The organism is Microcoleus sp. Pol11C2, from assembly GCF_036701505.1.
In the GTDB taxonomy this organism is placed as follows: Bacteria; Cyanobacteriota; Cyanobacteriia; order Cyanobacteriales; family Microcoleaceae; genus Microcoleus.
The window spans coordinates 175734-188637 of record NZ_JAUBQX010000007.1; the positions used below are offsets into that span (position 1 = coordinate 175734).

9 protein-coding genes are annotated in these 12904 nt (G+C 45.3%); 3 read left to right on the forward strand and 6 right to left on the reverse strand.

Features of this window, described 5'->3' with window-relative positions:
• Nucleotides 1-12: 12 nt before the first annotated feature.
• The 3 genes from QUA42_RS07205 to QUA42_RS07215 all read right to left on the reverse strand — a co-directional run bounded on the left by QUA42_RS07205 (nucleotide 13) and on the right by QUA42_RS07215 (nucleotide 4372).
• Nucleotides 13-1344 (reverse strand): serine/threonine-protein kinase, encoded by a 1332-nt coding sequence (locus QUA42_RS07205; RefSeq protein WP_333136376.1) that lies wholly within the window; start codon nucleotides 1342-1344, stop codon nucleotides 13-15.
• A gap of 154 nt (nucleotides 1345-1498) precedes the next feature.
• Complete coding sequence (locus QUA42_RS07210) at nucleotides 1499-2494, reverse strand: pentapeptide repeat-containing protein (protein ID WP_333136378.1); 996 nt, start codon at nucleotides 2492-2494, stop codon at nucleotides 1499-1501.
• Between the two features lie 183 nt (nucleotides 2495-2677).
• A complete protein-coding gene (locus QUA42_RS07215; RefSeq protein ID WP_333136380.1) occupies nucleotides 2678-4372 on the reverse strand; it encodes a hypothetical protein in 1695 nt (564 codons plus the stop codon).
• A 70-nt stretch (nucleotides 4373-4442) separates the two neighbouring features.
• Here QUA42_RS07215 and QUA42_RS07220 point away from each other — a divergent pair, with 70 nt between their 5' ends.
• On the forward strand, nucleotides 4443-5942 hold the full coding sequence (locus tag QUA42_RS07220; RefSeq protein WP_333136382.1) for an NAD(P)/FAD-dependent oxidoreductase: 1500 nt from the start codon (nucleotides 4443-4445) through the stop codon (nucleotides 5940-5942).
• Between the two features lie 278 nt (nucleotides 5943-6220).
• Here QUA42_RS07220 and QUA42_RS07225 read toward each other — a convergent pair whose 3' ends face one another.
• Together QUA42_RS07225 and QUA42_RS07230 are read right to left on the reverse strand one after the other, a co-directional pair.
• Nucleotides 6221-6397 carry a hypothetical protein gene (locus tag QUA42_RS07225; protein WP_333136384.1) on the reverse strand — a complete coding sequence of 59 codons (177 nt, stop codon included), beginning with the start codon at nucleotides 6395-6397 and terminating at the stop codon, nucleotides 6221-6223.
• The gene (locus tag QUA42_RS07230) at nucleotides 6385-7395 is read right to left on the reverse strand and encodes a leucine-rich repeat domain-containing protein (protein WP_333136386.1); all 1011 of its coding nucleotides are present in this window, start codon (nucleotides 7393-7395) and stop codon (nucleotides 6385-6387) included. The genes QUA42_RS07225 and QUA42_RS07230 overlap by 13 nt, the downstream gene beginning before the upstream one ends.
• 177 nt (nucleotides 7396-7572) lie before the next feature.
• On the opposite strand from QUA42_RS07230, the gene QUA42_RS07235 reads away from it, so the two are divergent.
• A complete protein-coding gene (locus QUA42_RS07235; RefSeq protein ID WP_333136388.1) occupies nucleotides 7573-8031 on the forward strand; it encodes an ABA4-like family protein in 459 nt (152 codons plus the stop codon).
• A 343-nt stretch (nucleotides 8032-8374) separates the two neighbouring features.
• On the opposite strand, the gene QUA42_RS07240 is transcribed toward QUA42_RS07235, so the two are convergent.
• Nucleotides 8375-11314 (reverse strand): GAF domain-containing protein, encoded by a 2940-nt coding sequence (locus tag QUA42_RS07240; RefSeq protein WP_333136390.1) that lies wholly within the window; start codon nucleotides 11312-11314, stop codon nucleotides 8375-8377.
• Nucleotides 11315-11527: 213 nt separating this feature from the next.
• Here QUA42_RS07240 and QUA42_RS07245 point away from each other — a divergent pair, with 213 nt between their 5' ends.
• Nucleotides 11528-12688: a quinone-dependent dihydroorotate dehydrogenase gene (locus tag QUA42_RS07245; protein WP_333136392.1), complete on the forward strand. Its 1161-nt coding sequence runs from the start codon at nucleotides 11528-11530 to the stop codon at nucleotides 12686-12688.
• Nucleotides 12689-12904: the final 216 nt, after the last annotated feature.

The following is a 12904-nucleotide window of genomic DNA, read 5'->3' on the forward strand; positions in this document are numbered from 1 at the left end:
CCCTACAAAAATTTATCTTAAATTTAACCAATCTTGAATTTCTTGCGCTAACCAAGCCGCCTCAACCTCTCTCACATTTGTTGCTAAAATATAAAAGTAAGTTCCCCTATCGTTACCTGAACGAATCCTGATTTGATTTCCCTCAAACATGCTATATATAAAAGTACCCAAAATTTCCGAAATTTCGCCAGTTTGTTGTAAATAACTCCAACCAAATATCTGATGTTCCAGTTTAAAGTAGTTCCGATTAAATTTAATTTTATTACCATTGCCCGAAATTTTAACTAAGATACTTGCTATAAGCGTAAACAATCCTAATCCAATATTGAAATTTAAGTACACAAATGCTAAGATTATTAGCCAAAATAGCAGTATAATTAATATTCCTATAAAAGCAGCTAAAAAAGGGTTTCTGAGTAAAGCAGACGGAATTTTAATGTTTAATTCCGTCGCTGATTTGCTAACTTGAATGCGACTGTGAGGGGGTTTAGCAATTTTCCAAACAGTCGCATTTTTAAGATTAGCCCCTTGTATGTTTCCCGATTTCAAAGCTGCTAAAGCGTCTCTAGCCTTGCTGAAACGCTTTTCTAACGCGATTTCCGTCATCTTCTCAATCCAGCTTACCAAACTGGGATTCACACTCACGCGATCGCTAAACTGAATCCGAGAATCTTTCTGTGGCAAATCCGCAGGAGTCATCCCCGTTAACAAATGAATTAAAGTAGCTCCCAAAGCATACAAATCCGAAGCCGCCACCGCCCGCCCCCAAAACTGTTCTAACGGTGCATAGCCACTGGTTCCTACCACTGTAAACGTTACACCTGTCACCGCCGCTTGAGCTTGTACCGCACCAAAATCTACTAGATAAACGTGCTGATCTTCCCCCCAAATTAAATTACTCGGCTTAATATCTCGGTGCAAAACTGGGGGGCTTAATTCATGCAAATAAATTAAAATTTCCAGCACTTCAGTGGCAATTTTCCGTACTTGTTTTTCGGAAAATCTCTTGCCTTTTTCTAACAATTCCTGAAGTGAAAATCCCGGAATATAATCTTGCACTAACCCAAACCAAGGCAATCCTGCTCCGGCTTCCCGTTCCAGGGAAAAATAATCTCGATAACAAGGAATGCGGGGATGATTCAGCGCCTGCAAAACTTGTGCTTCTCTTTCAAAAAGCTTGAGTTCTTCCCAGTGCATTTCCGGGCTAAAAGCTAACATTTTCAGCGTCACCTGTTCTTGAGACTCTAAATCTACTGCTAGCCAAGTTTGATGACCGGCCGCTGTGCGTCCTAAACGCTGTTGCAATTGATAACGTTCTTGTAAAATTTTTCCTGTATCTAACACAGCATTGCCCTCCAGTTGTGAATGCTAAAAAATAGCCTTAACTATTAAATTAATGACGGATCTCCTACCCAGCTCATTTTTACTCATAATTGTTAAATCACAGGGTCGAAGATTAAATCTTTTGGTGACAGCCGGAAATTGCTACTATAAGTAATTACCCGTGCATTTCTCCATTCGGCATAATTGTACCGCGCCACTGAGCACCTGATAAATTAGCAGTGCTCAAATCTGCCCTAATCAAAGTTGTGCGGTGCAAAATTGCCTCCCGCAAATCTGTTCTAGCCAGGTAAGCATCAGTCATATCAGCTTCACTCAAATTGGCCTGATTAAAATTTGCTCGACTCAAATCAGCCCGCACCAAATTAGCTCGACTCAAATCAGCCATGATTAAATTAGCATTGCTCAACTTTACATCAGTCATAAATGCACCGCGCAAATTAGCGCCAGCCAATTCAGCATCTAGTAACACAGCTCTTTCCAACTTAGCATTAGCCATTACAGCCCAGGAAAAATTTGTTTCTACCAAAGTTGCTTCAGTCAAAAATATGCCATCTAAAATAGCTTCGCTCAAATTCGCCTGAGTCAGATTTGCTTCTCCCAGAAATGCTTCAGTCAAATTAGCGTGACTGAGATTAGCTTTAGTCAAATCAGCACCTTGCAAATTGACGCCCCGCAAATCAGCACCTTGCAAATTTGCACCCCGCAAATTTGCACCCTCAAAAAGCCGCAGCTCCTTCCGCAAATTTGCACCCCGCAAGCACGCACCGCGCAAATCTGCACCTTGCAAATTCACACCTCGCATATCTGCATCGCTCAAATTTGCATCAATAAAAACTGCCAAAGAGATGTTGGCTTTGCGAAAGTCTGCACCTTGCAAAGTCGCTCCGTGGAAGTCTGCATCGGACAAATTTGCTGCGCTCAAGTTTGCTTGATTTAAGTTAGCACCGCACAGCTTTGCATTAGTTAAATTTGCGCGCTGAAGGTTAATTCGGCTCAGGTACGACATCGCTAAGTTTGCACCCCAGAGGTCAGCACTGCTTAAATTGACGCCAATTAAATCGGCACCGCTCAAGTATACTCCTCTAAGATTCATACCTTGAAAATCTAGTTCTCCTGATGTATATCGCCTTAAAATTTCGCTGGCATTCATATTGGTTTTTGTTGTTAATTAGGTACAATCTGCTATTTCTAGACTGCTTAAATTTCTGTTCGCGCAGGCGGACTTAGTTTTTGTAGCCCCAGACTTGAGTATAAGAAATTTGATGAAATTTCTTGAATTTCAGTTGACGCAGGCCTACTTAGTTGGTGTAGCTTCAGACTTGAGTTGGGGCATTTAATGAGTTTGATTGACAAATTCTTGAGTCCAAAAGACTGTTTTGTTACCTAACTGTCGCCCGTGAATTTTCACATGAGTAAGATATTTGGATTTTAAAGTACACAGTTTTTTGTGAATGTATGTAGCTGTAGCCTGTTGGTTTGGTACTTCCGCAGACTCCAGAATAACATGGAGCCAACCGTCTTTAAATCCCGCTGTAGCAGCAATTCCCTTAGGTTGTAGCAATTGATTAATCAATTGGGCAATCGCCTTTGGTTTGCCTTGCTTTGCCATTTCCAAAAGCTGATACTGATTTGCTTTATGGCTAGAGTTTTCCTGCGGTAGGTCGGAAATATTGTCATCCAGGTTTTCTGTGATTTCATAAGGATATTTCCCGCTTTCTTTTGACTCCAATTCGATCAAAATCTCCAGCATTTTATCGGTAAACTTCTGAACTTTTCCTACATACTCTCTGAGATTTTTATATTTCCAGTACAAACGCTCCTCTGGACTTCCCGTAGAAAATTTTCCGTTCAAAGCCGTTTCTAACTTGGTAAATATATTTTCTATTTGCGCCGTTGCGGAGTTAGCACTTTGACTGACTAATTCTGTCATTTCTTCTTCCAATTCCAACTTGCGTTTGATGGAATCGCTAATATTTATAATAACAGGAGCCGCCGGTTCTAAAGTTTCGATAATAGTCGCCATTTCTGCAACTGGGAATGTTTCTACCATTTCATGTCTGAAATCGGTAGCATAATTATTGCTGGTTTCGGCTTCTTTAAACTGTACAGTTTCTGCCGTGTCCGGCACTAAGTAACTCTTTTGGGGGTCATAATGATAGTGAGATGGAGCAGCTTGAAGGATGTGAGTAATCTCGCCTGGATCAAAATAATCGGTGCGCCTGTCCACCAGCTCGCTCTCTTGATAAACACTGTTGTTTAAATGTGTCTGATCGTAATCTTCACTAGCAGAAGATTCGGCTTCATCCGGTTCTTCCTGTTGCATTTTTGCGTAACAAGGATTCATCGCTTTGATGATTACGCTCGCAGCTTGGTCGTTTTCATCTCTGTTGTCTAGATTGCTAGCAGTTGTGTACAATCGAGATTCGAGTTCGGCTAGGCTGCCACAGACATTAAACAGTTGTCGCAGTAGATTGTCAAGTTCTTGAGTTTTCAGCAGTAGCCAATCGCGATCGCTAAAAGTAAATTCGTGATAAAGAGTAGAAAAAATTAGGATTTTCGCCCTCAGCGGATTTGTTTGCTGCAAAATTTTTTGTCTGACATCAAATAATTTGCCGGGGTTCCTTGCACTTTCTTCGCTGCTGCTGGGTATTTCCGAACTAAAGTGCTCTTCAAATGCGGGAGCTTCCTGACCGCCAAAACTAGATATGTTTATTTCTAATTTGGTGAAATCTTCAAATTCATACAGCCTGCTAAGTTGACAGACTATGAGGTCTGCTACTAAAGCATACTCGGTTTTTTTATTAACCTTAGAGACTATACTATTTAAAACTGATTCAATATCTTCTAACCTGCTGTACTTGGCGCACAGCTCTTCAATTAAAATCCTTACATCTGCGCTGGCGAGTTGGGCGGGGTCGTTTTCCCAGGACTCTTTACAAGCAAAAAATATTATTTTTTTTATGCGCGAGAGATTCACGTCTTGTTCTAATTCGCGAACAACTTCATCTAAAATAGATAAAGCTTTCATAGTTTTCCTCCCATAAAAATACCCTGTCAACACTCAGCAAGAAATAATACAATTATACCACATTTGATAAATGCAAGACTTTGATGCGATCGTAATTGGTAGCGGTATTGGGGGCTTAGTCGCCGGCTCGATGCTAGCTCGTTACGGCAAGCGGGTGCTCGTCTGCGAGAGCCACACAATAGCGGGCGGGGCAGCTCACAGCTTTTCCCGCCGGGGATTTCACTTTGATTCGGGGCCTTCTTTTTATTGCGGTTTGACTGACCCCCGGTCGTTCAATCCTTTGCGGCAAGTTTTTGATGTTTTGGAGGAATCGATCGCAGCAATTTCCTACGATCCGCTGGGGCATTACCATTTTCCAGAAGGAAGTTTACCGATTTATGCTGATGCGAGAAGTTACTTAAATGCTGTAGCTAAGTTCGCACCGGAAGGTGCTGTAGAATTGCAGCAATTTCAACAAAATTTATTAGTTTTGTATGAAGCTTTGCGTGGAATTCCGGCTTTAGCGCTGAGATCCGACTGGCAGTTGATACCTGTTTTGCTGTCTCGGTACTCGCCTGCTTTGCTGAAGCTGTTGCCGCTAGTAGGTGCGATCGCGGGTTCTGCCGGTTCCTTGATGGATCGCGATGTGCGCGATCCTTGGGTGCGGCGTTTGATCGATTTGGAGTGCTTTTTGCTGTCGGGTTTGAAAGCGCACGGAACTGTCGCGCCGGAAATAGCTTTTATGATTGGCGAACGATCGCGCTGTGCGATCGAATATCCTGTAGGTGGCAGCGGTGCGATCGTCGATGCTTTAGTCAGAGGCTTGCAGCGCTGGGGAGGAAAGTTGCGCCTGGGAGCTCCCGTCGAGCAAATATTAGTTGAAGCGGGCAAAACCACGGGCGTTCGCTTGAAAAATGGCGAAATTATCCGCGCCCCAATCGTTATTTCAAATGCCACAATCTGGGATACTTATACAAAATTACTGCGCCCTGAAGATTTGCCGGAAAGCTACCGAAAAAACGCTTTGTCGATGCCAGCAGTAGACAGTTTCATGCACCTGCATTTAGGAATTAAAGCCGAAGGACTCGAAGGTTTGACCGGCCACCACGTCGTCGTTCACGACAGCAAGATTGACATTACAGTACCCGGAAATACTTGCATGATTTCGATTCCTACGGTGTGGGATGCAACTCTGGCGCCGCCCGGACATCACGCCGTTCACGCTTATACATTGGAACCTTACGAAGGTTGGGAATATGGCGAATTGTATCAGCAGAAAAAGCAAGAGCGATCACAATCTCTGTTTCAAGCTTTAGAAAAAATTATACCCGATTTGCGATCGCGGATAGTCTTAGAGTCGATCGGCACACCGCTAACCCACGCCCGATTTTTACGCCGATATCAAGGAACTTACGGGCCTGCAATTGCCGCCGGAAAAGGCACATTTCCCGGGCCGCAAACACCAGTCAAAGGCTTGTATCGCGTGGGAGACAGCACCATGCCGGGAATTGGCGTCCCCGCCGTCGCAGCATCGGGTATTTTGTGCGCGAATACTTTGGTAAATTCGGATGTTACAGCACAATTTTTGTAAGTTATCGCAGAAGGAAGAAGGAAGAAGGAAGAAGTAAGAAGGAAGAAGTAAGAAGGAAGAAGTAAGAAGGAAGAAGTAAGAAGGAAGAAGTAAGAAGGAAGAAGGAAAATTAACTGGTTCCCTGCCTCTGGCTGGGAACCGAGCTCCAGAGGCTCTGCCTCGCTTGCAAAAAAACAGGAGGCAGAGCAATAGTGAAATGCGTTCCCAGCCAGAGCCAGGAAACGAGGAAAACGAGGAAAAAACTGCTTTTTACAAAATCTGCCTGTTCCCAAAACTGATTATCCACCAGCGGCAAAAGCGCCCATAATTGCGATCGACAAAGCCAAACCTGGCAACAGCAGCAATCCTAACATCAAAGCATCGTGTCCGCTCATCACTTTCTCCTTATATTGACCTTTGCGATTATACTCTATAAACTGCCATCTTGCCTCGGCCTTAATAATTAAAACCGACATATAGATTCAGGATTGACAGGGCAAATTTTATTAACAATGGGATTCCCGCGCAAGTCCAGGGTAGTTAACTTTTGCAAAGATTGCAGGGAACTTATATCAGAGATGTGATTGTTGTACAAGTCTAGTAAAAATAAATTATTTAAAGCTTGCAGCGCGCTGGTATCCGAAATCGGGTTGTTGAACAGATAAAGTTCAGTCAAATTAGTTAACGACTTCAGCGGAGTGATGTCGGATATTTGATTGTTACCGAGGTTGAGTTCAATTAAATTAGTGAGCGATGTCAAAGGAGTAATATCTGATATTTGATTTTGGAATAAAACCAATTTATTTAATTTAGTTAGACCTTTCAAAGGAGTAATGTCAGATATTTCATTTCCGAAGAGAAACAGCGTAGTCAGATTTTTTAAGGAAGCCAGCGGGGTGATATCCGATATTTTATTATTGTAAAGGTAGAGTGTCTGGAGTTCAGTTAAATTTTCCAGAGGAGCGAGAGCAGAAATTTGATTGTTGTAGAGAATCAGCGCGTTTAAGTTACTTAAGTTTTTCAGCGGAGTGATGTCGGAAATTTTGTTGTCAAACAAGACAAGTGCGGTAAGATTCGTTAGATTTGCTAGAGGACTGATATCGGAGATTTGATTGGTATCGAGAACGAGTTGAGTCAGATTTATTAGAGATGAAAGCGGGCTGATATCTGATATTTGATTGACATCCATAATCAAAGTTTTCAGATTGGTTAAAGATTGCAGGGGAGCGAGGTCAGATATTCGATTGCTGCCGAAGATAAGATTAGTAAGTTTAGTGAAAGATGAGAGGGGGCTGATATCGGAAATTTGAAAATTTTTGAGGTTAAGTTCTGTTGTATTAGAAAGCAGTGCGTTGGCTCGATAGCACTCGGAAGTGTCTGATATTTGCAACAGTATTTCTACCGTATGTTTGGCGTCGGGCGAGAGATTCTCTTTTTGCTGGCACCAATCGGGAAAGTTATTATAAGTTGTCATGGGCTGTGCTGCCTTAATCGATTTTAGATGGGAAATTTAAAATTTTAGATAAGTATAGCAATTCTATTTCATTTGTGAATGAGATTTTTGTCGGTTTTGAGAAATTTAAGCAAAAATTGTGTAAAGTAATCTTAACGTCCTTCATTGAATTGCATTCGTAGGAGCCAAGAGCCAACTATGACACCCGAACTAATTTTTAATGCCGGTAATCTGTTCGTTGTGCCTTTCTGGGCAATTATGATTTTATTACCAAACTGGGGAATTACCCGAAAAGTGATGAATTCCTTTATTCCGTTTGCGATGCTCGCCGTTTTGTACATATATTTGTTTGGTAGCAGTCTAACTGCGGAAAATGCGGCTGCTTTATCTAATCCCAAGCTAGCAGATATTGCTAAGTTTCTGGGGGAGGAAACGGCGGCGGCTACGGGATGGATACATTTTTTAGTGATGGACTTGTTTGTCGGGCGCTGGATTTATTGGGAAGGACAGCGGACAGGAGTTTGGACGGTTCATTCTTTGGCTTTGTGTTTTTTTGCTGGGCCGATGGGATTGCTTTCTCATATTGTAACTGCTTGGATTACTCAAAGGTTTTTCCCGAGTTCTGAGGCGGCGGAAAGTGTTACTTCATCGGTTTAGGCAGAGGGTTTTTAATACCTTGGATGTTAGCTCGCATCCGGTTGCATCGGAATGATTAAACCGCGAAGGCGCAAAGGACACGAAGGAAGAGAAAGAAGAAGGTGCGGTTCTTCCTTCGCGCTCTTTGCGTGTTCGCGGTTCATTTAATCTTACGACCTAACAGAACTCGATCTAATACAAGTCCGAATCAAACGGAGTTGATATCAATCATCCACTCTTGGAGGCAGAACCTAATTATGTAGCGTGCACCTGAAGCACTTTACCGCTAGAAGTTGGGTAGGGGCTGGTTTATAAGTACCTCGTATGTGAATTGCAGATAGGGTGAACTCACCCGTACAGAATTTTAAGAATTGGCTAGGGGCAGCACTAAACGAGCCACAATTAAATTGTTTTCTAACATTTCTATAGAAAAGTTTCCTCCCATTAAGCGTACCGCTCGCTGACAAACTAAGAGATTTTGCACGATCGACCTATTGGAACTAGAAACGGCTAATATGTCCGGCCCGGAACCGCCGTTGAAGGCAGCAATTAACTGTCGATCGCACGCGCCGCTATCGATCACAGACAATTCTAGCAACCCTTCCCCCAACAACTGAGAGCGAATCTCAATCTTGGCGCCAACAGCAGAGCGCCTGCAAGCCGCCGCCAGCAATTCGCACAAGATCAAATCCAGCTTGATGCTGTCCCCGCGAACGCTCAAAGTCTGACCTGCAGGCATCGACACAGCAGTTTCTCTGTGTACTTCCAGCAAGACTTGCGACTGTTTGACCAGGGAGGCCGTTCGATCGAGCGATCGCCTCAGCCAAGCGCTCACAGGCACCGCATCTTGTGCGAATTGCAGCCGCCAATGTTCCTGTTTCAGCAGCAAATGAGTTGACCCCAAAGCATTGCCAATTTGCCGCAAAACCTGTTGGTAGCGCAAAGTTTTCAGAGCATCCTTTTGTTCCTTCGCCGACTGCAAAATCGACTGACTCAACTCCCCCAACTCCTTCACCCCCGCTCCCACAGTGCGGTAAAACTCCTCAAAACGGCGCTGTTTGTACCAGTTGAGCAGCTCCAGATCCAATCGCTGCGACTCCTGGGCTGATTGCACCGCCAAATACCTGTGCCACCAAGCCAACTGAGACGCCATCGAGCTGAGTAAACTCACCGACAACTCCGACCACTGGCGGCCCGGAGCGTCCGCAGCCACCACAATGCCCGCCGGAGCGTGTTCTGGGGCAGTCCGCAGCGCCACCGTCAGAATCTCGCCAATTCCGGGACTGCGGAGCCACCGCTTCGTCGCCAGCGGCAGTTGGCTCGTGCTCTGTTGCAGCACGCCCGCTTCTGCCAGGGTTTGTTGGATCAAGGCATCTGTTTTGACAGCAATCACCGCCTCGGGATTGAGGGCAAATACGGGATTGGCAGCTACCGTCGCCACGATGGAACCTTCCTCCTGGCCCGGATTCCAAGTAATTAGGGCGACTAAAGGACAGGAAAGTGTCTGGGAAACGTGTTGAGCAAAGTTACGATCGAGCTTTTGTAGCGGCAACTCTGGGAACATCGTCGGTGAAGCAGCAAATATCTCTTGCTCAGATTGCTCATCAGGAGAATGGTGCAAAACCGCCAAACCCGATTTGAGCAATCGCTCAAATTGCTGATATTTGTCGATTTCCACACTCTGCTGCCAGGAGTGCAGGATCAATCCTAGCTGTTGGCCTACTAGCCGAACTAATTCTTGCTCAGATCGCCTCCAAGTGCGAGTTGCATTGTGTCCGACAACCAGCAAACCCTCGATCGATTTTCGATTAGCTATTTTCGATTTTAGATTCGGGTTTTCTCCCTCTTTCTTTTTCCCCCTCGTGGTCGATGCCAAAAGCGATCGCACCCCCGCCTCCCCCAACACTTCCCGCCAAGCGCTCAACCGCCCGTCTTCCTCCCAATTTTCAATAGCCACAGGTTCGCTTTCTTCCAACAGCCCCACGTCAGCCACATCAAGGGCGTTGAGCGGCGACGGCACTGACCTGCGGTTGCGGGGCAGATTTTGGCAGACAATTTCAAAGCGATTTTGTTCTTCGCCGTACAGCAGCAGCAAAAAGTATTCGCATTTGAGCCGCTCGCACAACTGTTCGGCGGTATTTTTTAAAGTCGCCTCCCAGTCAGCATCGCTGTAGATGGCGCGAGCTATTCCGGCAGTTAAATCTCGATCGATCTCAATTTGCTGAATTTTCTCCTCAATCTCCGACACCGGAGCCGTCAGAGCCACTAACTGCGCCACTCCCTGCAGGTAATGCTTTTCATTGTCTTGCCAAATCCGGGCCTCGCCGGCTTCGACTGCCAAAAATCCCAACAATTCCCCTTCGGAAACAATCGGCGCAGCCAACAGAGAGCGAGCGCGGATTTGCTGCATCAACCGCCCCGTCAGCTCAGTTTTCAGAGAACTTTGAGATTCACCGATCCAAACCATTTCTTCCCTGCCCAAAGCCTGATAAAATTCGCCCAAGTCTTGAACGGTGATGCCCGAAGCCGCTCGGCTCGGCCCGCCCAAACCCGGAGCAACTTCGCGGTTGCTGACTCGGCGCCAAAAATAGCGCCGCTCTCGCTCGAACCAATAAACATTGGTGCGCGTCGGCTCGATAAATTCATGAGTTTGTTCGACCACCGCTTGCAAGTATTGGTCGAGCGATCGCAGTTCCCCCAACTGCGAAATCAGCGCTAAAAGAGACTCATCTGGGTGTTTGACTTGTTGTCGCTGCCAGTCTTTTTCTATTTGGTAAAGAGCCGTTGCCAGCGCTCCAAATACGATCGCCAACTGCGTTTTTTCCCCCGACTTTGGCGACGCTCCCCACACATCACTCCCGAGCAAAATTACGCCGTAGCAGCGGTCTTTGTAGCGGAGCGGAAACAGAGTCGTGCCTTGAATATTGAAAGTTTGAGCTGCTTTGCGCCATTCTCCGGCTCTACTTTCCGATCGCAAATCCGGGACTCCCACCGGCCGGAGCTGAATTACCACTTGTTCCAGCAAATCCCCCGGACTCAGAGCAAACCGCTGTTTGAGAAAAGACAGGTCGCCGTTAGGAGTTATGCCACCTTTGCCGAACAATCTGTGGGCCTGTCGATCGTACAACCCGATCCAAATCAACCCCCAGTCAAATTCCCTTTGCAAGTAACCGAGTGTGGTCGAAAGTAGCACTTCAACATTCTCCTCTTCTCGGAGAGTCTGGAGAACGCGCTCTAGGGTCGCGATTTGTTCGTCTAAATCCTTTGGTCTTTGCTGCTGCCCCATTTCCAAGCTTCCCCGCACATTTGTCTAATTTAAAATTACTAACTTAAAAATTCAAAAAAATAAAATGCAAAAGAATCAACTTATAATATAATCGTCTCACTTATCCCTCAATCTAAAACATTGGATAAAGTCGATCGAAGTTGAAGTAAAAACTTCGCCTTCACTGTCTGCTCCTGAATATTTTTATTTTCCTTCTCATTTCTAATTTGTAAATTGCCCCAGTACAAATCATTGGATATTTATCAATCAAGTGTACGCCCGCTGTTGTTTTCCGTATTGAAAACCGATGCCGAGTGGCTGCACAACCGCACTCTCCAAGTTCTCGAACTCGCAGCCAGAACCCAGTCAAACCCCGCAACCCGCCAAATGCTCTCCCAATTGCAGAAATCTTTGGGAGTCCAAGATTCTCGCCTCGAACAATCTTTGTGGGGACTGAGCTTTAACAATCCTGTCGGCTTGGCTGCGGGATTTGATAAAAACGGCGTAGCTGCTGACATTTGGTCAAATTTTGGCTTTGGCTTTGCCGAACTTGGCACTGTCACTTGTCAACCACAGCCGGGAAACCCCCAACCTCGCTTGTTTCGATTGACTCAGGACAGTGCAGCCCTCAACCGCATGGGATTTAACAATCAAGGAGCCGCGGCAATGGCAGCCCGGTTTCAGGCAGCACAGAAACATTCAAAATTCGATGCCTCGCGCCCCATGCCTCAGTCTCGGTTCCCCTTGGGCATCAATCTCGGTAAATCTAAGGTAACACCGTTAGAGCAGGCAGCAGCCGACTATTTGGAGAGTTTTAAGCTGCTGAAAGATTGGGGCGACTATTTTGTAGTCAACGTTTCGTCTCCGAATACGCCTGGGTTGCGATCGCTCCAAGATGCTGCTGGGCTAAGCACAATTTTGGAAATTTTGCAACAAGAAAATCAGGGAAGCAAGCCAATTTTAGTCAAGATTGCGCCGGATTTGGAGTCGGAGGCGATCGTATCAATTCTCGACTTAGCAAAAACCTACCAACTAGCAGGAATTATCGCCACAAATACCACCATCCGCCGCGATGGATTGAAAACACAAATATTGCGAGAAACAGGCAAACCAATCGCCGACGAAGCCGGGGGAATTAGCGGGCTTCCTGTGCGAGAGCGATCGACAGAAGTAATCCGATTTATCTGGCAATATACAAAAGGCGAATTGCCCATAATTGGAGTTGGTGGCATTTTCACCGCCGAAGATGCTTGGGAAAAAATAGCCGCCGGTGCGAGTTTAATTCAAGTCTACACCGGTTGGGTTTACGAAGGCCCTTGGATGGTGCGCCGGATTCTCCAAGGTTTGCTGCAAAAGTTAGAAGAAAAAGGATTTAATTCAATTTCCCAGGCAGTGGGTTCGGGCAATCAATAGACAGACGAGTGAAAAGCAAGTCTTGGGCAGGCAGGATGTCTGCCCCACAAAAATTGTTGAAGAAGTCTAATAAATTCTGCCAGGAATCAGCCATTGAGGGGCTTTGTTAATTGCTGGTGCTTTTCCTTTCCGATCGCGATATAGCAATCCTAAATCATTATCAAGACTAGGATACAATTATATGCAATACTTGATTGTGACAATAAAAAGATGAAT